Here is a 25,459-nt window from a genome sequence, read left to right on the forward strand (position 1 = left end):
AAGGAAGTATTCCTGCATTTCTGTACTCTTGGAGCGTGCGTGTGCTGAGCCGTAATTGGCTGCAAACCTCCTCGCCAGTGAGGTAAACCTCTCCGCCCAGCATCGGACGGGCGGTAGCGCAATACCGCTCCAGTTTCTTCAATATTCCTTCCATCAGTTGTGAAAACAACAGCATCTGAGGGTCTTTCTGTGTAACGATTTCGTTCTCTGCCATAGTTCATTCAGTTTTTGCGTTCAGTAAATCTGTGATGTCGCTCTCCTTGTAATAACACTTATGTCCAATCATTGAATAAGGAATTTTACCCGTATCTCTGTATGATTGCAGGGTACGTTTGCTGATACCGAGTCTGCGACATACAGCTTCGTTGTCGAGCCATTCGTCCTTTTCGGGCGGATTGCCGATGAGTTGTTCGATACGATGAACAAAATCTGCAAAGTCGGAGCAGTGCTGCTCCCATGCCTTGCGATCGATAATAATGAGTTTCATTGCATTCTTTTTGTTTTGATTACATTATTGTTACACGGCAAACAAACTCATATACAGTCTGTTGCCACTATTGTCGTACGCAAAGGTAAGCGTAGAACTACATTGAACAAAGCAACGCAGAAAAGCAAGGATATAGAAGGAAGAGAAGAGAAATTAGTTTGTCAGTCTGAAAAGCTCCTAAGCTTTCACCAAAAAGCTCTTAAGCTTTTGGCAAAAAGCTTATAAGCTTTTGTCAGATTACTTATAAGCTTTTCATAGATTGCTTATAAGCTTTTCATAGATTGCTTATAAGCTTTTCATAGAAAGCTCATAAGCTTTAAGCGCAAAGGCTGGTAGTTTTCTCTATCAGATTTGGAGTCGCCGCTGAAAAACTCTTATGTTCTGTATAAGAATGGTATGATTGCGGTAATGAGAAGAGGTGCCGGTTCGTTTCATATCAACGAAAATGAAAGTAGGTAACTCTCGAGAGTTCGACAATTCGACATATCGATAGTCCGATAGTTCGATAAATAACGTGAGTTCGACGAATTATAAGTGTCTATAAATTTGGTGATTAGCGAAATTTGTTGTAACTTTAAAGAACTAATATACAAACAGTTACAAACAAAAACCGCTATGATTACCGAGGACAAAGTTACTGAAATATTTTGTATGACAGATGACTTCTGCAAGTTTTCTGATGCAATGACAGCAAAATATACGCTAAAACCTACAGGAAAAAGAAAATATCATCGAAATTCTACAATGTCAAAGGCAGAAGTTATGCTGATAATGATTCTATTCCACGATTCTGGTTATCGCTGCTTTAAACATTTCTATCTTGAAAAAGTATGCAAGCATCTTCTCCATTTGTTTCCAAAAGTTGTTTCTTATAACCGTATAGTAGAATTGGAAAGGGATGTAGTCATACCCTTAACCTTGTTTATCAAGAAGGTTCTGTTGGGCAAATGCACGGGTATAAGCTTCGTTGATAGCACACCATTGCGTATCTGCAAAAACCAAAGAATAACATATTCACAAAGTTTTCAAAGGCATAGCCCAAAGAGGAAAATGCTCTATGGGTTGGTTCTTCGGTTTCAAATTGCATTTGATTTGCAATGATAAAGGAGAGCTTCTCAACTTTATGATAACGCCGGGAGATGTTGATGACCGTAAGCCTTTGGAGTACAAAGCATTCATAGATTTTATATATGGTAAGCTATTCGGTGACAAGGGCTACATCGGCAAGAACCTATTTCAAAGGCTTTTCGTTGACGGAATACAGCTTATAACCAAATTGAAAAGTAACATGAAAGGAGCCTTAATGAGCGTTTCAGACAGACTTTTACTCAGAAAAAGAGCCATTATAGAAACGGTGAATGATGAACTTAAGAACATTGCGCAGGTGGAACACTCCATACATAGATACTTTGACCGCTTCATCATCAACTTATTATAGGCAATTACCACCTATTTCCTGTTTCCAAAGAAGCCGTCCATCAATGCACAAAGATCATTTACACTCCCCTTACATCGTTCTGAATCCGTCGAACTCACGTTATTTACTATGTGTTGAGTCTTGCGGCGAACCAATTGTTATATTCATATGGTTGCTGATTTTCTCAGCGTTAATGTGTTGTCTGTATTCATTTGGGGTTAGATGTATCTCTCTTAAGAATTGTTCGTAAAACAGTGTTGGTGTATTGTATCCCGAGTTAAAAGCCACTTCATTGACCGTAAGGTTCGAATGAGTTAGTAATTTACAAGCATATTTAATGCGTATGTTGGCAAGTACTTGGAATATACTCTTGTTGGTACATTTCTTAAAATATCGGCAAAGTGACGTCGGATTCTGACTAACAAAGTCAGCAAGTTCCGTGAGAACAATCTTCTTCTGGAAGTTATTATATAAATAGGTGAATACCTTGTCAATGGCAGTATCGGTATTAGGAGCTTTGTAATGGCTGAATGCTATTGGTGATAATAGCTTTGTTTGTGAACAGTTATATAATCTTTCGAGAATCTCATACAAAGCAATCAGACGCCTTGTATAGGACTGTGAATCGAACAAAGATAACCTTGAGAGGAGGTCCTCATATAATCCTTCATCATAGAAACGTATGCCATACTGGCTTTTCGATAGCAAATCAGCAATATGTTCATAGTCTGGTAGGTTAAGAATATCGGGTGGAAACATGTCTGGACTGAACTGTATTGTTTCACTTGTACTATGTTCCATAGCTTCTGTTTCTTGGCTATTTCCCATTCTACTTTTGCATAAATGCAGATGGGGAATATTACTTCCGATAAGTGCAACGTCGCCCTTTTTGTAGTCAGCAACCCCCTCTCCAACAAATTCTGTCCCACTTCCGCTGGTAAACAGGATGAGTTCATATTCGGAATGTCTATGAAATGGTAGATTAAACTCAGTGTATGTAATGTGACTGCACATGGTTTGCACATTATGTACTATCTTTCTATCAAGTATTACCATCTTTTTCTGCAAATGTAAATATACTCTATAACAACGCAAAGATAGTGTATGTTATTATTAAAAACAAGTAGTAACTTTACATTTTAAAGATAACTATAGTCAAAAAAAGCGGATTTTTAAAACATAACAATTAATTTTTAATTCAAAAAAGATTCTCTATGAAAGAAAAAAACAACTTCATTATACCAATGCTTTTCCTTGCTTTCATGTTCTTTACTTGTGGCTTTGCATTGGGAATCAATTCCTTATTAGTACCAGTATTGAAGGTTTCGCTAAGCGTTTCGTCCACAGAAGCATATATGCTTATAGGTGCTACGTTCTTACCATTCCTTATCTTTGGTTATCCAGCAGGCTTATTGATAAGTAAAATTGGATATAAGCGTACGATGGCTGCAGCTTTTGCCATGTTTGCTATAGCCTTCGGAGTGTTTATTCTCTCTGCAGCTGAAAGGAGTTTCATTATCTTTTTATTGGCATCTTTCCTTTGTGGAACAGCTAATACGTTCCTACAATCTGCTATAAATCCTTATGTAACAATCCTTGGACCAACGGAGAGTGCAGCAAAAAGAATCTCTATTATGGGCATGATAAACAAGTTAGCATGGCCTGTATCACCTTTGTTTATTGCTCTTTTTGCAAGTAATAGTGGAGGTGTTGGCTTGGAAGATCTTGACAAACCGTTCTTGGTTATAATCTGCTTATTTGTAATCTTAGGTGTCGTAGCACTTATATCACCATTGCCAGAGGTGAAAGCTGCTGGAGAAAATGACGCTGATGCAGATTCAGCAGTATCCGACTACGCAAACAGTAAGCATTCTGTCTTCCAGTTCCCACATCTTGTTCTTGGAGCAATTGCCATATTCTTTTATGTTGGTTCAGAGACCATCGTCTTGGGTACACTTATAGATTATGCAAGTGAATTAGGTCTTCCTCATCCTCATACGTACTCATGGATTACCCCAATCAGCATCAGTATAGGATATATCGCAGGTATTATTCTTATTCCTAAGTATCTTTCACAGACGAAAGCCTTACAGATCTGTTCCTTCGTTGCACTGTTTGGAACGCTACTTGTATTGTTACTCCCGGGTGTTTATAGTATTTATGCTGTAGGTATCATGGCATTAGGCTGCTCATTGATGTGGCCAGCATTCTGGCCTTTGGCTCTTATGGACTTGGGTAAATATACCAAGGAAGGCTCATCACTAATGACAATGGGACTTATCGGTGGTGCTGTTATCACTGTGTTGTTCGGACTTATTAAGGATGTTAGCAACATTCAATATGCGTATGGGATCTGTTTTGTCAGCTTTTCTTATATCCTTTTCTATGCATTCAAGGGCTATAAGTTGAGATAAAAACTTCTTCTTCTATAGCATAAGGATATCGGTAATCTATTTGAGAAGTGATATAAGTTGAATTGAAAACTTCTCCTTCTACAGCTCGTGAAGCTCTTTGTCCTTTTTAAAGGAGGACATAGAGCGTGCGAGCTGAATCTATTAAGTAGTCTCTCAGCTTACAGTATATCCATAATGGTCCATATTATTGGTCATGGTTCTGTCGCTGAAACACAATTAATTCTTTGTAAACTGTCGTTGGAACGTTAAAAAATCACCGACTGAAAGGCACATTTTTTATTGCCAATCCCGCCGTTTCTTTCGTCTTCTTCACGTCCGTTTCTCAGTCTGTTCACCCACCTTTTGAATCGGTAAAGCCGCTACCCTGATGACAAAGCACACTGAGCTTACTTTGAAAAACACAACGGAACGAACAGAAACAAAAATCCTTACACTTCTCACTTCGCTATCTTTCACTTTCCCTACCATATCCCTTCTTTATCTCCTTTGTAACCTTCAAGATATCAATAGGTTACAAACGGGCTTGTAAAAGGTGCCCTTTTTACATTGCAAAACATGCCCTTTTACACATCAAAAGATCGTAGATTAAAAAGCAGATGGGAATAATCTTTACATCTGAACAGTTCTTCCCTCCCTCCGTTCTGCTCTAATGCGAGGAGAGAAAGCGCAGAGATTCCCTAAAAAACAGCTGTTATGAGCGTGTAAATCTTTATATTAAGATTAATGTTCTCACTACTGATGGTATCCGCGTAAAGCCTCTTATAGATCGCAGTCTTTCTTGTTTTTGCTTTTATGTTACCGTGATCTCGACGAATTATAAGTGTCTATGGATTTGGTAATTAGTGAAAATCGTTGTAGCATTAAGGAGCTAATATACAAATAGTTATAAATAAAAACCGTAATAATCACCTATGGAGGAGTTACTGAAATATTTTGTATGGTAGTCGATTCCTGCAAGTTTTTTGATGTAATGACGGCAAAATATACGCTAAAACCTACCGGAAAACGAAAGCATCGTCGTGATTCTATGATGTCAAAGACAGAAGTTATGCTGGTAATGATTCCTTTCCACGGTTCTGGTTATCGCTGCTTTATTGAAACGGTGAATGATGAACTTAAGAACATTTCGCAGGTAGAACACTCCATACATAGATACTTTGACCGCTTCATCATCAACTTATTATAGGCAATTACCACCTATTTCCTGTTTCCAAAGAAGCCGTCCATCAATGCACAAAGCATCATTTACACTCCCCTTACATCGTTCTGAATCCGTCGAACTCACGTTAAATAGATAGTTCGAACGATAGACCGTTTGGACGAACGTAAGAATTATCTATCTCTCTGTGGTTAGATAGATAAATCGTCCGTACGATTAACAGGTAGAATGCTTATTTTATCGCTTGCGTCCAAAGAGCCTGAGTATGCCGTATTCGTTCGGGCATTTCTCTTTGGCGGTCAGCCTACTTTCGCAAGGTTGGAGCGAAAAATACAACCGTACAATAAATTGGACTTGAATGAAAACCGTTCTCGGCAGACAGAAGAGAAAAGCCCTGCGGTGGAGATTTTTCGCTCCATCAGCAGGACTTGACCTTGCAAGAAAGTAAAGGCAACCGCCATATCTTTGCCCGACCGATTACGGTTTCAGGGAACTTTGCGTAAGGCTGTTTATAAAGCGTAAACAAACGTTTTATCTGTCCGCCTGACCTACTGTCGGCAGATTATTGCTCTCGATGAGCAGCACTATCGTGCCAGTGAGTTCGGTGTAAAGACGGTCGTATTGTCCGCTTGCGGAAAATGTGTCCGTCAAACCGAACTTGTCGAATGTGGCTTGAACAGCCTTGTTCGACAACAATATGGGTGCAAGCTTATCGGGGAGCGGAGCAGGCAGTTCCCTCTCAAACTCGTTCTCCAAGACAGAAACAAGCGTGTCGTACTTGGAAAAGTGCAAACCTTGATACAATACCTCACTTGCTATGTTCTCTGCTTCGAGGTGCGAAAAACCTTATGCCACTGCATCGCAGTAAGCAGTGAGAGCCATGTCTGCCCATGCAGTGATAAACTCCGTATCTTGCAATCTCTCGGGATGATGCTCACTCATATAACTTCTTAACTTCAAACGAAAATAGGAAAGTTCCTGTTTGTTGTTCTCTTTCATAATCGTTTAGTTTTCAATCGTGAATAATAAATGTTTGGTAATTACTTCCTTTTTATGCTTGTTGCAATGGAACGTTCTGCCGTGCTATCGACTCACAATAACCCTCAAATACAGTATGCTCCCTGTCTGTGAGTGCAGTCATATCCTCCTGTATCTTGTGGTCGGTTATCTTTCCGTAGATTTGTGTCGTACCGATATTACTGTGTCCGAGCATCTTGCTGAGTGTTTCCATTGAAATGCCGTTGGATAGGCAAATTGTGGTCGAAAAGGTATGGCGAGCCATGTGGAAGGTCAAACCTTTCTCTATTCGGCATATCTGCCCGATGTTCACACAGGCAAAGGAAGCTTTGCGTATGGTCAGGTTGGGGAATATCAACTCGTCCGCTTTCTTGTCCTTGATATAAAGCGAAAGGATTTGCCCCGCAATAGGCAGGAGTGGGATGATGGCTTCCACGTCGGTCTTCTGTCGCTTGATGCGGATTTCCTCAGTACCATCCGCATTACGGATGATATGCTTCGGTTTGAGCCGTTGCATATCCACACGAGCCAGCCCCGTAAAGGCACAGAATAGGAAGAGTTGCCTTGCACGTTCAAACTGCTTGTCAATGATTGGGGTTTGTAATACTCGTTGCAACTCCTCCGTGGTGAGATAACGCCTTATACGGTGTGGCAGTTCTGCCTTGTAATCCACAAAGGGGTCGATGCGGATGTATTTCTTCAGCTGCCCGATGCTGATGAGTTTCCGCAGGAAAACGACGACAATCTGAATGGTGGCAAGGGAGAGATTGCGCTCTGATTTGAGGTAGAAGTCCAGCCCTTCGATAAAGCCATAATCCAACTGTGAGTATCGAATATCTTCCTGGCCTAAGCATTCACGCAGATAGGACTCAATGAGCTGCGCTGCATAGATGTAGTTGGCAAAGGTTGGCTTGGCAACTGAAATTCCCACACAGGGACGCTTATCCTCGATGAAGAGATGTACTTCCTCCAAAAGCTTGTCCTCTTCCAAAAGTTCACGCTTCAGCAGTTCGGCTGTGATATAGCCACGTTGCCATACCAACTCTTGATATTTTGCGTTGGCTTGTCCATCTTTGGCTTGCAGATAGCGATTGATTTCCTTCACCTCTTCACCTGTGCCCTTGCATCGCCCTTTCCTGCTGTCCCAAAGTTCGGAAAAGGTTTCCTTTCCCGTGCTGTATTGCACCTGCTCACCGTCTATGGTGATGCGCCCCATAATCGGGCATTTGCCGTTCTTTTTCTCTTTGGAGCGGTTGATATAAAAGAGTGTCTTGAATGTACTACGTGTCATAATGTCAAAGTTTTAAGGTGAATGTATCTTGTATGCGTTGTTGCACTTTCTGCATATCCCGATGGATTCTTTCGGAGGAAACCGCTGCATATACCTGTGTTGTTCTCAGGTTGGTGTGTCCGAGCATACGGCTCACCGTTTCGATAGGTACACCTGCCGAGAGTGTGATAAGCGAAGCAAAGGTGTGGCGAGCCATGTGGAAGGTCAGTGGGCTTTCCATGCCGATGTTTCTCTGTATGTAGTGAATGCCATTGAGAATAATGTCAGTAGTAGGGACATCAAATACAAAGCCTGCACGCTTTCCCCTGTACCGCTCTATTATCGCCCAAGCAGGAGGAAGTACTTGTACACGATACGGTGTCTTGGTTTTCATTCGCCTGCCCTTGATGCAGAGTTTGCCTTCTTCAGTGACGATATTCTCCTCCCGAAGATTGCGGACATCTGAGATTGCCAGACCTGTGAAGCAGGAAAAGACAAAGAGATCACGGACAATGCGGTAGTTCTCCCACTCAATCTCCAAGTCGATGATGTGTTCAAGTTCTTCCTGCGTAATGCTTCTTGGTTCGCCCTTTGGTCGCTCGTAACTGTAGCCCAAGAACGGATAGAAGTCCAGCACGCCTTTCTTTACCGCCATGCGGACGATGGTCTGCAAGGTGGATAAGGTACTGGATATGCTGCTGCGTTTCAGTCTGCGGTCGATGGTAAGATAATACTCGAAGCCTTCAATAAAGGATTTGTCCAACTGTGAAAGAGGAATGTCGCTTACTTTGTGCTTCTTTTGTACATACTCACGGAGCAGGGAGAGCTGGTAGGTACGGAGTTTGAATGTCTTTAATGCTCTGTCAATGCCTATACGCTCCTTTGTCTGTATGAGATACTCCCCGAAACTCTCCAAAAGCAAAGCTTGGCGGTGGATTTGCCCCTGATAGGCATCCCTCACATCAGTGGCGGTAAAGGCTTCTTCTCTTTCACTGAGTTTGTGAAAGCGTGCGTGGATGAGTGCGGTGCCATTCACCGAGTTTCTGATTGACAGACACCGCCATTGCACTCTTGCCGACGAGCCGTTGCTTACGGCTGTCCCAAAGAGTGAGCGGAGCCTTGCACTTGGTGGAGAACCCTGAATGAGTTCTGCCAACTGAGATGCGCCCAATAACAGGCACAAGTCCTTTCTTGTCGGTTCGTTTCGCCTGAACGAAGAACGATACTTTCAGTTTGTTTTCCTTCATTTTTCTGTCGTTTTTTCTAAATTTCCTTTGCTTGCAAAGGTACAGATGAACAAGTATTCCTGAGCGATGCAGAAAAATGAAAGATGAGGAATAAAAACCTATGAAACAGTTATTTAGCTTCAATTCGTAACCCCTTTTTGCTTTTCCCTTGATGGGTTACGATTTGGTAACGGAACTCCTGCCGTTTGATGCTCGTTTTCGCTTACCCTCAAAATAGCAAGAAAATGCTAAATAGTACTATTTCAAATAGTTACATTCCTTGCGTTACCCTATATTTCCCTTAATTCTTAGCTACTGATTATGCAGATAAGAGTATGCTAAATAATGACGATAAAAAACAACTTATGAAAGCTTTCCGTCTGCTCAACGAATTTATGGAAGAGATTATTGGAAACCAAAACAGGAGTTTTCAGATGATATTAATTGAGCATGCGGATGAATCGTATTGGAAGGATTTAGAGTATTTCCATACTACAGCAAAATTCTCTAAAATTGATCAAGGAGGCTTAATTCCTAAATATATCTACGAATAATGGTAAACTTAAAATTAGGAGTCCCTACAATAGCCACTATACAAAAAGTAGGTAATAAGTTAAAAGAAGAAGGTGTAGCATTTGCTTCTAAAGCAGATGATATGTCATTTGCTTCTGATTTTATATCAACATTGGTAAAAAACACATTCAAGTTTGATGTTTTTAGACAATTCGATTCAATAGAGTCTTTAGACATGAATTTGTCTTATAGATTTGTACACAAGATATTTGAAAATAAAGATGATATAGTTAAGCAATCTAACAATCTTGCTATACACCTTTATAACCAAAGCATACACCCTAATATAGCCAATGGTGAGTTTTATGTAATCTACATTGACGGTTGCATCCTTAATAATGAAACTGTTGATGCGCTCATGCTTCTCAAAACAGAAGCTAAAGATAGTTTCTTAACTGTGTCCTATGAGAATGGCGAATATTCAATAAAGCCGCAGTTAGGCTTGAGTACAAAACACTTGGATAAAGGTTGCTTAATTTTTAATACAAAATCAGAGGAAGGGTACTTGATTTCAATAGTGGAAACATCAACTATTCGTCAAGATGGTAGATATTGGTCGAATAACTTCCTATATGTTAAGGATATTATCACCGATTTTCAGTATACAGAAAACATAGTGAACTTTTGCTCTTTTATAGTGCAAAAGGTAAGTAAAGAACATCCTGAAAAATCCTTGAAATTAGCGAAGGCGTCTCGAAGAATTACACAAATGTTGCAAGATGATGGTGCCGAAATTAATACAAATGAATTGATTTCATCATTAGCAATAGATGACGAAGTAGCATCCTTATTACCAGTGTGTCGAAAGGAATATGAAGATAGAACAGGAAAAATACCAGAAATATTTAAATGCACACAAAATGCGACGAAAAGAAAAGCTATAACAAAGGCAAACATTATAAAGATAGGGACAGATTTTGAACTTAAGGTGTTAGATGCGTCTGCCTTTATTGAACAGGGATATGATGATGAGAAGAAAAAGAATTTTATTAAACTATACTATGAATAAGTATCATAGTATCCAAAAGTTTCGAACACATCCAAGGTATGGACGAGAATATTGCCTCTGAATGTTAGGCAAATGTATAATCTTTCTTGTACATTTCTTTTTTTCACAAACATCTCATACTATATTCAATTTGATCGTATGAACTGTCCGTTAGGGCGGCTTTTTGTTTTCCGTGTCTTCTATTCTTATGGTAAATAAGGGTGTGTCAAAATGCAAATTAATAACTTGACAACTTTCAAGCTATAAGTAGGTTTTCCTAAAAGCAAAGAAAAGACCATTTCTTTACTCAAAATCGAGTATAGAAATGGTCATTTTTTATTGGATTGTTTTAAACTGTAAGATTATCAAAATGGTATTTTTATTTTGACACACCCTCGTTTTTTGTATTCGCCCTGCTTCTCTCCCTGCACTTCCTCAACTTATGCCGTATATCATGTCGGGATCGGTTGTTCGTTGTCAGCGGCGAAGGTAGTTCCAGGCTTCTACGGACAAAAAAGGTGGGGCAGCAAGCCGTTTAGACGACAATCTCCACACTTCTATTTCATTGCAGGTAGTATTCTCGCCGTAAAACCTTGTTTGTTCTAAGCCCTACCTTTTTTCGCCCCTGAAACGAGAACGACCGACATCTCACTCTCTTTTCATGGGAATACCCTGTGAAATAAGTTCTCGGATGGCAAAACGGGATCTACCTTGCCATTTTTGTTCTCTGTCATACTTCCTTAATTTTTATTGTTATACAATTCACTGTTCTTTACGTTGCCAAGATATTTACCGATGGAGATGAATACATCCGTTATCGGAGATATATCCAATAATTGGCTTGTACCAGCAGGGCTACATCCTTTGTTCATACCCTTTCTGTGGAGATGTTAATTAGCGTCCATCAATACAATCGAACGATTGTATCTGCTTTTGCACATTCTATGCCTTTGGTAAATGTACTGGTATAACGTTCGTTGACAATACGATGATTCCTGTTTGTCACAATGTAAGAAGGTATTTTAACAAGGTCTTTGCTGGACTTGCCCAGAGTGGCAAGGGTACTATGGATTGGTGTAATGGATTCAAGTTTCATCTTCTTTGTAATGATTCAGGTGAAGTAATAACATTCTGTCTTACAGGAGCAAACGTTGATAAAAGGGATCGTAGAGTCTGGACGGTATTTGCAAAGGTACTCTATGGAAAGGGTTTTGCAGACAGAGGGTATATCAAGCAGAAACTCTTTAAAAGTCTGTTCAGTCAAGGTATTCAACTTGTTCATAGTCTTAAAGCAAAGAAGAAGCTTATGCCTATGTGGATAAGATTATGCTAAGGAAAAGAATATCATCGAGTGCATTAATGAACTGCTAAAGAACAAAGCGAGCATCGTACACTCACGACATCGATCGGTACATAACTTTATCATGAACTTATGTTCAGCCCTTACGGCATATTGCTTTTTTGAGAATAAGCCAGAGGCACTACCTGTATATGTAGAAAAATCAAGACAGTTAGAACTATTTTCATACTAAGCTGACAGGTTCGCCCAGTTTTTCTCACCTGTTTGCGAATCGTTTTCCACCTGTTCCAGCATTCTTTCTCACCTATTCCCCATTCCTTTCTAACGTGTTGCACATCATTTACACACGCATATAATGTTAGTCTCATCGTGATGAGACACAAGTTTCATCGTGAAGAGACACTGGTTTCATCACGATGAGACACTGGTTTCATCATGATGAGACTAATAAAAGATACGGATAAGAAAGACACAAGAAGCATGAGAAAGGAATGAGGAACTGGTGAGAAAGAATGCGGAAACCTATTAGACAAAGAGTGCGAACGGGGATAATATTATTCTAACACAAGAGGTAATATATGGCTTCCATTCTATTAAAAAAAGTACTATATTGGGGAGCTGGGGGTATCCTTTGCCTTTTAGTATTTGTTTTTAATATTAAGGAACTCGGCAATTTTGAGCCTTATAAGCAAGTATGCTACACATGTGCGTTTAATGTAAAAGTAACTTATCATTATTTTCTAATCACGACTTTGGAGTGATTAGAAGCATATAACTAAATTATGATTTTTATCTTGTGTTGATTATTACGGAACTCAGTGGGAGAGCAACCCTTTTTTCTTCTAAAAATACGGTTAAAGTTACTCAAGTTGTTATATCCACATTTAAAACTTATCTCAGATATGGTGTCTGTTGTATCTATCAGCATACGCGTGGCATATCCTAAGCGAATATCTATGATATAATCACTTAATCTACGCCCAGTATGCAACTTAAAAAAGCGACAGAATGCACCCTCACTCATATTTGCTAAGTCAGCTAATGTCTTTAAACGGAGTTCATATTTATAGTTCTCAAGGATGTACTTCTTTACACGTAGAATACGCTTACTATCGTCCTCAACATTTACCCGTGCATAGCTTGTTGTGGCAAGTGTTCGTGCACCAGTAGTCAAGGAAAGGGTATGCAAAATATTAATAAATTCCATCAACGCAGTGAATCGGTCGTTGATTTGACTAAGTTCGCTCAACCTTTCATACACTTTCATGATTGCAGAAACAGGGAATGCCAGTCCCATTCTCGCTTCTTTCATCATGCGTCTGATACTTTCAAACGGAGTCTTCCCAAAGAATTGGTCGTAAGCAGTTGTCCCTTCTCCGAAATTAAACTGAATGGTTATCTCCCGAATATCTGTGCTTTTACATTCATGTTGTAGCCATGCATGTTCAAGTGTAGGATTAGTGATGAGCACTAAATCATAGTCACCAATCACTTCATTACTGTCTCCAACTATTCTTTCTACCCCAGCGGCATTCTCTACGAAGTTTAGTTCGAAGGCCTCATGATTATGCACAGGATAAGAAAAGCTCCCTTTACGCCTATCTGCAATATAAAGGGCATCCGTCTCCATCAAAGGTGTAATTTCGTGTAGTACACATGTATCCATAAGAATTATTTTTTTAGATAACGACTCTGTGTAATACTTTATTGCACGTACCACACTGTGGAAGAATGAAGAGATTTATGCCTTGTTGATTAGTGCTTCTCGCTCTATTATCTCTAAACACATTCTCGTATTATGGTAAGGGCATTTCCAGAATCCAGCCTTATCGTCTATTATGTTTGGATGTTTGTTCTCGTCACAGCCCCAAAACCATTCTCCTTGTTTATGGTCGACAATATACCGCTTGGTATAGTCCCAGCATCTTTGTGCGATACAGAGAGATTCTGTATCACCAAAATATTGATAAAGGTCGACATGCCCAATGATACACTCGCACATCACCCACCATTGACGTTGGTTGTCAACTTTTGCTGTGTCGGTCCATCGTTCATATATCATAGAACCATCATTTTGTAGACCTTCATCAGCAGCTATCGCAATACGTTTTATAGCAGCCTCCACTTTAGTCAGCAACTGTCTTTCACCTAACTCCAATGCAGCCTCATGCAAAAGCCATACAGCCTCAATATCATGACCAAAGCTTTGTATGTTACGCTTGCCTTCCCACTCATCATTAAAGAAGAGATCCAAATGGTTTGTATTGGAGTTATACAACCGTTGTAAGAATGTACTAATTAGATTCTTAATGCATTCAGCCAGTTCTGGGGATTTCCACACACGATAGAGATTTGTGTAAGGTTCAAGAATATGCAAATGCGTGTTCATTGTTCGTGAACCATTCTCATCTTTATCACTCAGTCGCATGTCAGCAATAGGCTGCCAGTTACGTGTTAAAGCTTCAACATACCCATTGTTTATAGAGTCAAAAGCATGTTGCTCAATGTCATTATACAGCTGTTTTGCATACATCAAGCATTCTTCATCATCTGTTGCACGTGCAAATTCGCTTAATCCGTAGATAGCAAATCCAATAGCATAAGTCTGTTTCTTGCTATCAAGTATATTCCCTTTCGCATCTAAGCTCCAGAATACACCTCCCTCTTGCTTGTCGATGAAATGAGAAATAAAATAGTCTTTCGCCCTTATTGCACCTTCAAGATACTCTGGCTTATGTAATACTCTATATGCGGCAGCAAAAGCCCAAAGGATACGAGCATTTAGTACGGCTCCTTTTTCGGCTGTAGGTATGGGATTACCATTCCCATCTATTCTACCCAGAAAACCGCCATTATGTTCATCAACCATCTTATTCAACCAGAAAGGGAGAATATTCTCTGTAAGTTCGCTTTGTAACTCTTTCTTCAGTTTATACATAATCATTTTCTTTTTTCTTGTAGTTTAGTAGTTATTGATTTCATCTTTGCTTCTGAAAGAGGATAAAAGAAGATAAAAGCTAATGATAACAAAGCTCCAATAGCAGGCAAAATAGAGAGGAACATTTTTATACCTTGTATCGTTTCAGCCGACTGAACAGCATTAGCTTGAAATCCAAACTGCGCAAGCATCCAGCCTGTTATAGCTGTACCAAAAGCCCAACCGAATTTCTGACTCATCGAAGAAGAAGAGAATATCAGCCCCGTTGCCCGATTCCCTGTTTTCAGTTCACTATAATCAGCACAGTCAGCATACATGCTCCAAAGCAATGGGAAGATACTACCCGCACAGATGCTGATAAGCGTTTGTAGCAAGAAAATAAGGAAGAGTTGATCCTTATTAAGCCAAAAGAAGCCAATACTCAGTAAAGCAGCAATAGCCATTGCTCCCATAAAGGTGTGTCTTTTTCCTATACGATTACTGATAGGAGCTGCAAGAATTACTCCTAATATATTGGCAGCTTGTCCAACAGCTAAGTAAAGTCCACTAAGAACAAACGGAAGCCCTAAAAACGTAATACAACCAACAGAAGTCTCGTCAACATAATACTTAAAATAATAAACGGTGGCTCCATCACGTATAGAATTAAAGACCAGCGAGGCAACACCTGCACCAAGCAGAATCCACCATGGTCGGTTATGCAATAGGTCGCAAATATCAGTCTTCAAGGATGTTTTCTCTTTCTTTACAGATTTCACACGTTCCCTTGTCAGTGCAAAACAACCTAAGAAAAGAAGAATGCACACAATAGCAATTACTACAACAGCCATTAGCCAACCAAACTGTGGTGCAGTAAGCCAGCCATACACAGAGCTATGGCTATCATTACCGCTGAAAGCGTTTACCAATGGCATAAAGAGTAATAAAGCTAAGAACGAGCCTATATAAGCAAATGTCATGCGGTAAGTGGCTAACGTGTTTCGGTCGGCAGAATCAGGACTCATTACTCCCAACAATGAGGCATAAGGCACATTGATAGCCGAATAGACCATCATCATTAGTGCATAGGTAATAAAGGCATATACTATCTTTCCTGTCTCGCCAAATGGAGGAGTCAGAAAAGTCAATATGCCAATCAACCCGAATGGCAAAGCAAGATAGAGCAGATAAGGTCGAAAATGTCCCCAACGTGATGTGGTTCGATCAGCCATAACACCAACAATGGGATCAAAAAAAGAGTCCCATACACGCGTAATGGCGAACATGGTTCCAACGACTGCTGCCGAGATACCAAACACATCAGTATAAAAAATCATAAGATAAGCTCCAAACAGTTTCCAGAACATGGATGACGACATATCGCCCAGTCCATAGCCTATCTTTTCGCTAAGATGTATCTTCATAATGAACGATTTTTAGCAATGAGTTTCTTAATTGTTTCTACACTTGCTGCTGTAGTAAAGCCATCTTGCGGTGTATGTAAACAGTAATCAACTAATTTTTCCACAGTTGATGTTGCCACGTGCATACGTGTATCAGAAGAAGCATAATAGATAAACACACGCCCATCCTCATCAGCAATCCAGCCATTTGAGAAGACTACATTCATGACGTCACCTATATATTCGCCCCCCTCGGGTACAAGGAGATAACCTCCTGGCTGTGCGATCACACGTGTAGGGTCATCCAAAGCAGTCATATACATATAGAGAACATAACGCAATCCACTGGCACAACCTCTTACGCCATGTGCAAGATGCAACCATCCTTGTGGAGTCTTAATAGGGTGGGGACCTTCACCATTTTTCTGTTCCATGATGGTATGGTAATGGCGTGCATTAATAATCTTCTCTTCACGCACAACAGCATGTGTAATATCATCAACCAAAGCCCAACCAATTCCACCGCCAGAACCAGTATCAATAAATCCATCTTGCGGGCGTGTATAGAAAGCATACTTTCCTTCTACAAACTCAGGATGAAGTACAACATTACGTTGCTGGCTTGATGAGATAAGATCTGGTAAGCGTTTCCATTTTTTCAAATCCTTTGTACGTGCTATTCCTGCTGTAGCGGTAGCTGCAGAAAGATCACCAGGCTGACTATCATCGTGTCTCTCTGCGCAGAACACACCATAGATATATCCGTCCTCATGTTGTGTTAGACGCATATCGTAGATATTTGTCGCAGGTGTCTCCGTATCAGGCATAGTGATTGGTTCCTCCCAAAAGCGAAAATTATCCACACCATTCGGACTTTCTGCCACAGCAAAGAAACTCTTGCGATCAGCCCCTTCCACTCTGACGACCAATAGGTACTTCTCTCCCCATTTCATAGCTCCAGCGTTGAGTGTTGCATTCATCATGATGCGTTGCATCAGGAAGGGGTTAGTTTTCTCGTCCATATCATATCGCCATTCCAGCGGTGTATGCTCTGCGGTCAGGATGGGATTAGTATAACGCTCGTAAATACCATTACCGTTCTCTATTATGTGGTTTGGCTTAGATAGTAAAGATTCGTGTCTATCCTTAAGCTCTTTTAATTTTGAATTAAATATTGACATATCGCTTTTATTAATTTTTGTGACGATTACATTTTCTTTTTTCAGTGTATTTCTCCAAATGACTACGAAATAGGAACGCACCTTGTTTATAAATATCTTTGAAATCTTTTGCACATGCCTTCTCTGGAGCTGGTCCGAAATTCTCCTCTGCATTATCCCACGCATTTCGCCAAAGTAGAACATAACACGGTTTGAATCCCTTAATACCCGGTAAGAGCGTTGATGTGTACCACTTCTCATCAGGTGTATTTCGGTAGCCAGCCTCTGTTAATGCATACAATTTATTATGGCTCTTTGCATAGGCTGACATGATTTGCATCTCATTCTGACATTGGTTTATAAAGTCTTGTCTACCATTATTCTGATATAAATCAACACCTAACACATCAACATATTTATCGCCTGGATAAAATCGGAAATAATGCTCAGCAGTGTCGTCAGCCTGTGCATTGGGCGAATAACTCCAAACAATGTTAGACAGACCAGCTTGTCTCATAGTGTTATACGTAAGTTGATATAAAGTCTTATACTGTTCAGGGGTGCATTGTTGGTATCCCCACCAAAACCAGCTGCCACTCATCTCATGCCATGGACGGAAAATAACAGGGATGCTATTACCCTTATTATCCTTAAGTGACTTAAAGAAAGAGCCCAATCGTTTATGCCATAACTTCATCTTCACATTCTCCTTGCCCCCAGGAAGGACAGCTGTCACAGCATTGCCCTCCGTGTTCCAAGCATTCTGCCCAGTTACAGGGTTATAAGGATGCCAGCTGATGGTGATGATGCCTCCTTTCTTATAATGTTCTATAATTTGTTGGCGCATTTTATCGAATGGGACACCATCCAAATTCTTCTCATTGCCCAATTCCAATCCTCCCAGTTCACAACCGAGTACTGCTGGATAATCACCACAAACATCATTTACATCGCTTCTTCCATACTCCCATTTCCATGTTGTTCCATAGAAAAGAGCATCTTGATGACCAAACATTATACCATACTTTCTAAGTTGTTGTAGACGTTCGATAAGTTGTTCTGCTGGTGTCTTCTGCATATTCTTTCGCGCTACTGCATTAATTGTTAGCAAAGCTATTGCTATAATAAGGATAACTTTTCTCATTTCACTGAATTGTAAAGGTTGCTTTTTGTAAATCTTCATCACGACTACTTCCACCTATCATAACCTCAAACTCGCCAGCTTCTACTATTGGGTTCATATTGAGATCATAGAAAGCCAGTTTATCTGGTGTGATAGTAAACTCAACAGTGCGCTTCTCCCCTGCTTTTAATCCCACGCGTAGGAAATCCTTTAATTCTTTCACAGGACGAGAGACCGATGATACAAGATCGTTAATATACAATTGACAAATCTCCACACCATCACGTTGACCAGTATTCTCAATGGTCACACTTGCTATTATCTGAGTTTTACCATCGTTTGGAATAATTTGTTTGCTAAGTTTCAAATTACTATATCGGAAACTTGTATAACTCAGTCCATATCCAAAAGGATAGAGCGGCTTATTATCTGTACACACTGCGGGATGGAAGAAAGCAGAACGTTTATGGTTATACCATGTTGATATTTGTCCTGCACTTCGTGGTATTGTCATAGCAAGTTTAGCCGAGGGATTTACCTTACCATATATTATCTCTGCAACCACCTGTCCTCCAAACTGTCCAGGTTCCCACGCATTGATAATAGCAGGAACATGCGCTGCTGCATAACGAAGGCTGAGTGGTCTACCACTGATAATAACAACAATAGTAGGTTTTCCTGTTTCATTTAATCGTTGTATCAGTTGATTTTGTAGTCCTACAAGGTCAAGATTGTCACGATCAGTGTCTTCTCCTGAAGTACGTTCATTCCAGCGGAAGCGCATCATATATTCACCACAACAAACAATATTAAGGTCACAGTCTTTGGCTGCAGCTACAGCTGCATTAACTTGTGCTTGCGACATGTTGCGTGGATCCCAGCCTTGATCAACGAACTTGAAATCCGTAGTTGGTGAGACACTTTTCAATCCGCGTAAGACCGTCCAAACCTGATCCTCTGGTTGAAGTTCACTCCAATCACCCATAATATTTTGGTCGTTAGCATTGATACCAGTCACCAATACTTTTTTATATTTCTGTGCATCGAGTGGTAATAGGTCATTCTCATTCTTTAACAAGACGATACTATTACGTGATGCTTCCAAAGCTGTGCGCTTGTGTTCTGGGTCGTTGATGACACGGTCACGTGTTTTAACATCACTATAAGGGTGCTCAAAGAGTCCCAGCCTAAATTTTACGGTCAATATTCGTCTGACGCTTTCATCTATTCTGCTTTCAGGTATTCGACCCTCTTTTACCAATTCAACTACAGCTGTTTGCCATTCTGGTCCATGCATGTGCATGTCCATTCCAGCCATAATACTCTGGTAAAAAGCCTCTTTATTGTTGGCAGCAGTACGATGTTGGTCCACACAATGCTCGATATCCATCCAGTCACTTACAATAAAACCTCTGAATCCCCATTCTTTACGCAAGACATCAGTCATAAGCCAACTATTTGTATGGCAAGGTACACCATTCAAATCATTATGTGACATCATCACATTCCAGTCTCCCCCTTGTTGAATAGCAGCCTTGAAAGGTGGGAAGAATACTTCCCGTAAGGTGCGCTCAGAGACTTCACATGGTGCACCATTTGTTCCATTGATAGAATATGACCCCCCTACGAAATGTTTTACACAACCTAATACGTCCTGTGCATTATCTAAATTACGCTGATAACCTTTGTTTGTTGCTACTCCCATCAATGTGACTAGATAAGGGTCTTCACCAAAGGTTTCACCACAACGTCCCCATCGTGCATCGCGAGCCACTTCAACATTCGGGTTGAAATTCCAATGCATATTCATTGCACGCATCTCTTCAGCTGTTTGTCGAGCTATTTTATAAGCCATATCCACATCAAACGATGATGCCAATCCAATATTTGTTGGATAAACAGTATTACCTTTACATTTTGCGTTACCATGAATCGCATCGATACCGATAAGAAGAGGTATCTGCAAACGACTTTGCATATTGAGTTTTTGTAAGTAGTTTGCTTCTTCCATGGTTAATACATGTAAGAAAGAGGAAACCAGTCCACGTCTTGTCCAGTCCTCCATATCCTTTACCGTAACGCCAGGATAGAAGGCACTTGCAGTGTTTGTAGCCAACTCTTCTGCCGTCATTGAAGCCGAATTCTGCTTAAAATGCTCAATACCCACAAGCTGATTCATCTGTCCTACTTTCTCTTCGAGTGTCATTCTGCTCAAGAGGTCATTGACACGTTGTTCAATACTTGCTTTCGGGTTCTTATAAATAGGTTGTTCCTTTGTTCCTGCCATTGCATTCAATGTTATAGCCATAAGGGCTATTGTTAATATTTGTCTCATCATTCATTGACTATTTAGATTGATTTGTAATTGCTGTTTTGATGACTTTAAGTGTACTCTTATCCGTCGAGAATACTGAGTTAAGTCCTTGGGGCTCTTGTGCAGGGTCACCAGTATAGTCGTCACCAGACTGCCATTGTTCATGCCGTGGCAGTGCCTGTCCACCCCAACCCCAGAAATTACAACCAGCAAAGTATCCACCTCTTGAAATATCAGCTTTCATCAGTGAGAAAATGAAGTTATAATAGGCGTCACGTGCCGTTGTACTTGCTTTTTTTGAGAAAGAAAAACCATCTCTTGGATATCCAAACTCTTCCACCACAAGGGGTTTATTCAGTTGCCTGCATATTGCCAAGTGCCTATTAATATACTCTCTTGTCATTGCTTCAGCATTTTTCAGATGTTGCGTTAGCGAATCTTGTTTTGCCCACCCCCAATTATAGGGCCATATATGTATGTTACAATAATCGATATTTGGATCTGAGCAGATTCGCTGCCAAGCATCGTAATCATCTTCACAACCCCATGCACCTTCTGACCCGACACTTACCAAGTGGTTCTTATCAAGGCTCTTTATCAAAGCTGCAGCCTTAGAAAGCCAACCTTCAAAAGCAGGGAGGAGTGCCTTATCAAAAGCACGAGGCTCATTCCCTATCTGCCACGACATGATGGATGGATCATCAATGTATCGTTTACCAGTATAACGATTGATACGACAGACAATAAACCTCACATGATTGAAGAATAGTTCTTGTGCTTTGGAGTTAGTGGCAAATTGTGAGGCATATTTCATATAAGCTGGATATCCTGCTACATTAGGTTGCACTGCCTTCCCTGCACCAGCATTTTCCAGATAGAAGCCATAGCCGCCACTCCACTCCCATGAATTATTCAGGTAGAGAACAGCTACCATATTGCGAGCCTGTAGCTGTAGCATAAGATAATCAAGTCCTGCAAGGAGAGAGTCATTATACACACCTGGTGCTGTCTGAAGAACTGGCTTAACTTTACATTTCGAGTCATCATCCCCATCACTACCCACTAAAATACGGAGATTTGTGATGCCAAGCCGTTTCAATTCATCAAGTTCTTTATTTAGTCTTCTTCGATTTCCGCCCTTTCCTGTTGAACCTAAAATAGCTGCATACCAATAGTTTGCACCTATGAAGGTATAGGGCTTATCATTACGACAAAACCTTCTGTTCTCAACAGTGACAAAAGACTGTGCCTTTATAGAAACTGCACAAAGAAGACAAAGGACTAAAAGGAAATATCTTACACTTCGCATAACTTCTTGAAATTACATGATTATAGTTTCAATTCTTTGGCTATCCAATCCTCCCATTCGTCCCATTGTTCTTGGAACCAATAATGACCTGTCTCCTGATAAATACTCAACGTCTTCATACTCTTTATAACGTTATAAGTGGCATAGGTAGTGTTCGGTGGGACAACTTCATCGTTATATCCAAATGAAATCCAGCATGGAACTTTCAGCCTACGTGCAAAATTTACTCCATCAAAGTACCCACTATTAACTACTTTCTTACTGTCAGGATTCTTCTGACCATAGAAATAATGTGGCCAACCGCAAGCCTTACCATGTAGAGAGGCTGTATGGTCGCACATGGCAGCATGAACAGCACCTATAAAACTGACCTTTGGGTGCAGGGCTCCACATACCAATGATAACATTCCACCTTGGCTTGAGCCTGTTACACCTAACGTTTTCCCATCCCATTCAGGTAACTGGGTAAGATAATCTACAGCTCTCAATGCACCAATAAATATACGTCTATATGGCATTTGATACAAGTTATCAAGATTAGCTTCCCAATAACCATTTAAAGCACCATGTAGTAGATCATCGTACACCTGTTGCTGCATCGTGACAGGTATACCATGAACACCTATTTCGAGTGTAATAGCTCCGCGGTCAGCCATATATATATCACCTTGATAAGGTCTAACACCTGCCCCAGGTACACGAAGTAGTGCAGGACGTGGTTCCTTGAATGCTGTTGGAATACAAAGGATACCATAGATTCGGCTACCAGAATTAATCCCATTGAAACTTACTTCATAAACCGTTACACGATCGGTGCAGCGTTCTGGTAAAAGACGACGATGAGCATCAAGTGGATATTGACTTGCCTCTTGATATGTTTTTTTCCAGAATTGATCAAAGTCTGCAGGACAGTTGTCTGTTGGCTGGAGCGTCTCTGGTGCAAAACTAACTGTACACAAGCCTTCATGTGTCTTATTACCGATGTGCGCCACAACTTTCAGCCGATAGAAACCAGCTGTCTTCATAGACGCTTTCCAAGTGGTCGTGCCATCCCGCAAGACAACATCCTTTTGTTTTACATCAGGATACATAACTGGTCCAGCCTCTATATCAACTTTCGCTTGGGGGAGTGGACAGCCCTCCTTCAGTACAGTTACCTTAAAGATAGCATTCTCCCCTAAACGATAGTTCCAACTTGCATGATCGGGTTGAACCATTACTGCAATCTCACTTCCGCGTATCTGTGCACAGAGATTAAAACTTATCAGCAATAGAAAGCTGAAGATAAATATTAACCGTTTCATTATCTTTATTAGTTGTGTAGGTTATGAATGTGGAGAGAAAAAACATAAATGCTTCTCTCAGACTTAAACTATTGTTTTATTAAACGATAAGTTATCACATCTTGTGCAGGAACTGACACTTTACGTTCAATTTTTGATTTGAGCGTTGTTTTCCCTTCCATTCGTCCAGTCCATAAATTCTTTATCTTATAAACATTCTGATCAAAGGCTGTACTTCTCTTGCTTACTTCTTCATCTGTAAGATTGAAGTCTTGCCAATTGAGTGAACAAGAGAGCGATTGACGTGTAGGATTAAAGATGGTCATTGCCCAATCTCCATTGGATAAAGGCTTGAACCAATATTCGAGTCCCTCACGAATGAGGAAACGAAGTCCCTGTACTCCAAGTTTATCTTGATCAATAGCAATAAGGTCTCTATTAGTTAAGATAGCTTTCGTCTCATCACTCATATTGCGTACATCATTTCCAAGAATAAGTGGACTCGCCATCATACACCACATAGTGAAGTGTGCACGGTCTTGATTGACTGATAAACCATTCCCCACTTCTAACATGTCTGGGTCGTTCCAATGTCCAGGTCCAGCATAGCTCCGCAGACTATCATTACGATTGATACAGTCTATGATGCTACATTGTATATACGTTGGGAATACGTGCGTAGAATCAAACGAACACCAAATATCTGGTCCTATGCGCCATGAGTCGCCAATACCCTTTGCCCAGCGCCAAGGGTGGTTATCTCCCCATTCACACATAGAGAAGAAGATTGGCCGACCAGTAGCCTGAAGAGCATCACGCATCAGTTGATAAGCACCTTGTGCATTAACATTGGTTGTATTACACCAGTCATACTTCAGATAATCAATCCCCCAACGAGCATATTGCAAAGCATCTTGATACTCATGACCTAATGAGCCTGGTCGTCCTGCACATGTTTCAGAACCGGCATCGCTATAGATACCTAACTTTAGTCCACGTGAGTGAACATAGTCGGCAAGAGCCTTTATTCCATGTGGAAAATGCTTAGGGTCAGCCTGTATAAATCCATCAGCATCACGTTTACCATGCCAGCAATCGTCTATATTTATATATGTATAACCAGCATCTTTCAGTCCGCTTGCCACCATGGCATCGGCTATGCTCTTTATAATATCTTCATTAATGTTGCCTTGAAAATTGTTCCATGAGCTCCACCCCATCTGTGGTGTCAGTGATAGACTCTCTCTTGTTTGTGCTCTTCCAATTACAGGGAGAAGTAGAAGTAATAGGATTGTTAAAAGGAATCTTCTATTCATCTTCATTTATCAATTTTAGTTTTTAGATATTTACGATGCAAAGATAAGACTTAAAAGACGAAACTAATCATACTATCTTAACCAAAACTGACACTTTATGAGATTATCGGAACACTGGCTCTTTATTTCATTTTGCGAGAAAGATGTTTATATTCATCTTCCGTTCTAACTATTTGTTTTTTATTGTCTCACGATCTCCTGTTGAATAAACAAGCCTCTTTGGGCGTGGAAGATACCATCTCTTGACGTGCAACTAATCCTTGAAAATGAAGAAAAATAGAAGTTGGTGTAAACGAACTGATAATGAGCAGGAAACGGAATAATTTGCATAGAAGTTCCCTTTTCAAAAAGGGCAGTAATATGCAGATTTAGGCAGAAGTTCAGTTACCAAAGCGTTACCTGATTTTGGGATAGGTAACGATGAAGTAATGTTCGGTAACTAAATTATTTTTGCTCGTGTGGCTGTTGCTGTGGTCGGCAGTTTTCTGCATAAGTGAGGAACGCTTTGAAATTGGTAATTTTGCCACAAAACATCAAAGCGTATGAAACAAGAGAAAATGAAGGTGTTGCTCTACCTCAAAAAGAGCGGACTTGACAAGTCGGGCAAGGCTCCCATCATGGGACGTATCACACTTGGAAGGAGTATTGCGCAGTTCAGTTGTAAACTCTCCTGCAACCCCGACTTGTGGAATCCACGAGAGAGCAAAATGGACGGTAAGAGTCGTGAGGCGGTGGAGATAAACGGTAAATTGGAAAATCTGCTGTTGTCTGTTCAGTAAACTA

Annotated in this window: 18 protein-coding genes and 5 pseudogenes; 7 read left to right on the plus strand and 16 right to left on the minus strand. The window is 40.4% G+C overall.

Features of this window, described 5'->3' with window-relative positions; genetic code table 11:
* Both D464_RS0109110 and D464_RS13280 read right to left on the minus strand, forming a co-directional pair.
* Positions 1-214, minus strand: a 214-nt coding sequence (locus D464_RS0109110; protein ID WP_018911130.1) for a MerR family transcriptional regulator, incomplete at its 3' end; no start/stop codon positions are given.
* Positions 215-217: 3 nt separating this feature from the next.
* The gene (locus D464_RS13280) at positions 218-487 is read right to left on the minus strand and encodes a helix-turn-helix domain-containing protein (RefSeq protein WP_018911131.1); all 270 of its coding nucleotides are present in this window, start codon (positions 485-487) and stop codon (positions 218-220) included.
* 615 nt (positions 488-1,102) lie between these two features.
* Between D464_RS13280 and D464_RS13290 the strand changes: the two are divergent.
* Positions 1,103-2,042: pseudogene (locus D464_RS13290) on the plus strand (IS982 family transposase).
* Here D464_RS13290 and D464_RS0109130 read toward each other — a convergent pair.
* Entirely contained in the window at positions 2,025-2,960 is a 936-nt protein-coding gene (locus tag D464_RS0109130) for an AraC family transcriptional regulator (protein WP_024985804.1), read from the minus strand. The pseudogene D464_RS13290 and the gene D464_RS0109130 overlap by 18 nt on opposite strands.
* A 158-nt stretch (positions 2,961-3,118) precedes the next feature.
* On the opposite strand from D464_RS0109130, the gene D464_RS0109135 reads away from it, so the two are divergent.
* Both D464_RS0109135 and D464_RS13950 read left to right on the plus strand, forming a co-directional pair.
* Positions 3,119-4,318 (plus strand): MFS transporter, encoded by a 1,200-nt coding sequence (locus D464_RS0109135; protein ID WP_018911135.1) that lies wholly within the window; start codon positions 3,119-3,121, stop codon positions 4,316-4,318.
* A gap of 937 nt (positions 4,319-5,255) precedes the next feature.
* Positions 5,256-5,504, plus strand: coding sequence for a transposase (locus tag D464_RS13950; protein WP_051076970.1), 249 nt, complete (start codon positions 5,256-5,258; stop codon positions 5,502-5,504).
* Between the two features lie 504 nt (positions 5,505-6,008).
* Here D464_RS13950 and D464_RS12635 read toward each other — a convergent pair.
* The 3 genes and pseudogenes from D464_RS12635 to D464_RS12640 form a co-directional block, all read right to left on the minus strand.
* Positions 6,009-6,476, minus strand: a pseudogene (locus D464_RS12635) (DUF1896 domain-containing protein).
* 52 nt (positions 6,477-6,528) lie between these two features.
* Entirely contained in the window at positions 6,529-7,785 is a 1,257-nt protein-coding gene (locus tag D464_RS0109160; RefSeq protein ID WP_018911137.1) for a site-specific integrase, read from the minus strand.
* 4 nt (positions 7,786-7,789) lie between these two features.
* A pseudogene (locus tag D464_RS12640) lies at positions 7,790-9,011 on the minus strand (tyrosine-type recombinase/integrase).
* A gap of 314 nt (positions 9,012-9,325) precedes the next feature.
* On the opposite strand from D464_RS12640, the gene D464_RS0109170 reads away from it, so the two are divergent.
* Both D464_RS0109170 and D464_RS0109175 read left to right on the plus strand, forming a co-directional pair.
* On the plus strand, positions 9,326-9,544 hold the full coding sequence (locus tag D464_RS0109170) for a DUF3732 domain-containing protein (protein WP_018911138.1): 219 nt from the start codon (positions 9,326-9,328) through the stop codon (positions 9,542-9,544).
* Positions 9,544-10,572 carry a nucleoid-associated protein gene (locus D464_RS0109175; protein ID WP_018911139.1) on the plus strand — a complete coding sequence of 343 codons (1,029 nt, stop codon included), beginning with the start codon at positions 9,544-9,546 and terminating at the stop codon, positions 10,570-10,572. Before D464_RS0109170 ends, D464_RS0109175 begins: the two co-directional genes overlap by 1 nt.
* A 719-nt stretch (positions 10,573-11,291) precedes the next feature.
* On the opposite strand, the gene D464_RS14100 is transcribed toward D464_RS0109175, so the two are convergent.
* The gene (locus D464_RS14100; protein WP_262502523.1) at positions 11,292-11,423 is read right to left on the minus strand and encodes a hypothetical protein; all 132 of its coding nucleotides are present in this window, start codon (positions 11,421-11,423) and stop codon (positions 11,292-11,294) included.
* A 59-nt stretch (positions 11,424-11,482) separates the two neighbouring features.
* Between D464_RS14100 and D464_RS12645 the strand changes: the two are divergent.
* Positions 11,483-12,083 (plus strand): annotated as a pseudogene (locus D464_RS12645) (IS982 family transposase); the annotation flags it as partial.
* A 543-nt stretch (positions 12,084-12,626) separates the two neighbouring features.
* On the opposite strand, the gene D464_RS0109190 reads toward D464_RS12645, so the two are convergent.
* The 9 genes from D464_RS0109190 to D464_RS0109230 all read right to left on the minus strand — a co-directional run bounded on the left by D464_RS0109190 (position 12,627) and on the right by D464_RS0109230 (position 24,682).
* Positions 12,627-13,517, minus strand: a complete 891-nt coding sequence (locus tag D464_RS0109190; protein ID WP_018911141.1) for a helix-turn-helix domain-containing protein — start codon at positions 13,515-13,517, stop codon at positions 12,627-12,629.
* A 75-nt stretch (positions 13,518-13,592) separates the two neighbouring features.
* Complete coding sequence (locus tag D464_RS0109195; RefSeq protein ID WP_026284676.1) at positions 13,593-14,789, minus strand: AGE family epimerase/isomerase; 1,197 nt, start codon at positions 14,787-14,789, stop codon at positions 13,593-13,595.
* 2 nt (positions 14,790-14,791) lie between these two features.
* On the minus strand, positions 14,792-16,192 hold the full coding sequence (locus D464_RS0109200) for an MFS transporter (RefSeq protein ID WP_018911143.1): 1,401 nt from the start codon (positions 16,190-16,192) through the stop codon (positions 14,792-14,794).
* Positions 16,189-17,352, minus strand: coding sequence for a glycoside hydrolase family 130 protein (locus tag D464_RS0109205; protein WP_018911144.1), 1,164 nt, complete (start codon positions 17,350-17,352; stop codon positions 16,189-16,191). Before D464_RS0109205 ends, D464_RS0109200 begins: the two co-directional genes overlap by 4 nt.
* A gap of 10 nt (positions 17,353-17,362) precedes the next feature.
* Positions 17,363-18,475 carry a glycoside hydrolase family 26 protein gene (locus D464_RS0109210; RefSeq protein ID WP_024985808.1) on the minus strand — a complete coding sequence of 371 codons (1,113 nt, stop codon included), beginning with the start codon at positions 18,473-18,475 and terminating at the stop codon, positions 17,363-17,365.
* 1 nt (position 18,476) lies between these two features.
* Complete coding sequence (locus D464_RS0109215) at positions 18,477-20,792, minus strand: glycoside hydrolase family 3 N-terminal domain-containing protein (RefSeq protein WP_018911146.1); 2,316 nt, start codon at positions 20,790-20,792, stop codon at positions 18,477-18,479.
* A 7-nt stretch (positions 20,793-20,799) separates the two neighbouring features.
* Positions 20,800-22,077: a glycoside hydrolase 5 family protein gene (locus D464_RS0109220; RefSeq protein ID WP_018911147.1), complete on the minus strand. Its 1,278-nt coding sequence runs from the start codon at positions 22,075-22,077 to the stop codon at positions 20,800-20,802.
* Between the two features lie 20 nt (positions 22,078-22,097).
* On the minus strand, positions 22,098-23,381 hold the full coding sequence (locus D464_RS0109225; protein WP_026284677.1) for an acetylxylan esterase: 1,284 nt from the start codon (positions 23,379-23,381) through the stop codon (positions 22,098-22,100).
* A 68-nt stretch (positions 23,382-23,449) separates the two neighbouring features.
* Entirely contained in the window at positions 23,450-24,682 is a 1,233-nt protein-coding gene (locus D464_RS0109230) for a glycoside hydrolase family 27 protein (protein WP_018911149.1), read from the minus strand.
* 536 nt (positions 24,683-25,218) lie between these two features.
* On the opposite strand from D464_RS0109230, the pseudogene D464_RS0109235 reads away from it, so the two are divergent.
* A pseudogene (locus D464_RS0109235) lies at positions 25,219-25,452 on the plus strand (Arm DNA-binding domain-containing protein); the annotation flags it as partial.
* Positions 25,453-25,459 lie beyond the last annotated feature (7 nt).

Source organism: Prevotella veroralis DSM 19559 = JCM 6290 (assembly GCF_000377625.1).
GTDB lineage: Bacteria > Bacteroidota > Bacteroidia > Bacteroidales > Bacteroidaceae > Prevotella > Prevotella veroralis.

Excerpts from the sequence above, each read along its gene's own strand:
- D464_RS13280 (WP_018911131.1), bottom strand. The coding sequence starts at position 487 with ATGAAACTCATTATTATCGATCGCAAGGCATGGGAGCAGCACTGCTCC.
- D464_RS0109130 (WP_024985804.1), bottom strand. The coding sequence starts at position 2,960 with ATGGTAATACTTGATAGAAAGATAGTACATAATGTGCAAACCATGTGC.
- D464_RS0109135 (WP_018911135.1), top strand. The coding sequence starts at position 3,119 with ATGAAAGAAAAAAACAACTTCATTATACCAATGCTTTTCCTTGCTTTC.
- D464_RS13950 (WP_051076970.1), top strand. The coding sequence starts at position 5,256 with ATGGTAGTCGATTCCTGCAAGTTTTTTGATGTAATGACGGCAAAATAT.
- D464_RS0109160 (WP_018911137.1), bottom strand. The coding sequence starts at position 7,785 with ATGACACGTAGTACATTCAAGACACTCTTTTATATCAACCGCTCCAAA.
- D464_RS0109170 (WP_018911138.1), top strand. The coding sequence starts at position 9,326 with ATGCTAAATAATGACGATAAAAAACAACTTATGAAAGCTTTCCGTCTG.
- D464_RS0109175 (WP_018911139.1), top strand. The coding sequence starts at position 9,544 with ATGGTAAACTTAAAATTAGGAGTCCCTACAATAGCCACTATACAAAAA.
- D464_RS14100 (WP_262502523.1), bottom strand. The coding sequence starts at position 11,423 with ATGAACAAAGGATGTAGCCCTGCTGGTACAAGCCAATTATTGGATATA.
- D464_RS0109190 (WP_018911141.1), bottom strand. The coding sequence starts at position 13,517 with ATGGATACATGTGTACTACACGAAATTACACCTTTGATGGAGACGGAT.
- D464_RS0109195 (WP_026284676.1), bottom strand. The coding sequence starts at position 14,789 with ATGTATAAACTGAAGAAAGAGTTACAAAGCGAACTTACAGAGAATATT.
- D464_RS0109200 (WP_018911143.1), bottom strand. The coding sequence starts at position 16,192 with ATGAAGATACATCTTAGCGAAAAGATAGGCTATGGACTGGGCGATATG.
- D464_RS0109205 (WP_018911144.1), bottom strand. The coding sequence starts at position 17,352 with ATGTCAATATTTAATTCAAAATTAAAAGAGCTTAAGGATAGACACGAA.
- D464_RS0109210 (WP_024985808.1), bottom strand. The coding sequence starts at position 18,475 with ATGAGAAAAGTTATCCTTATTATAGCAATAGCTTTGCTAACAATTAAT.
- D464_RS0109215 (WP_018911146.1), bottom strand. The coding sequence starts at position 20,792 with ATGATGAGACAAATATTAACAATAGCCCTTATGGCTATAACATTGAAT.
- D464_RS0109220 (WP_018911147.1), bottom strand. The coding sequence starts at position 22,077 with ATGCGAAGTGTAAGATATTTCCTTTTAGTCCTTTGTCTTCTTTGTGCA.
- D464_RS0109225 (WP_026284677.1), bottom strand. The coding sequence starts at position 23,381 with ATGAAACGGTTAATATTTATCTTCAGCTTTCTATTGCTGATAAGTTTT.
- D464_RS0109230 (WP_018911149.1), bottom strand. The coding sequence starts at position 24,682 with ATGAAGATGAATAGAAGATTCCTTTTAACAATCCTATTACTTCTACTT.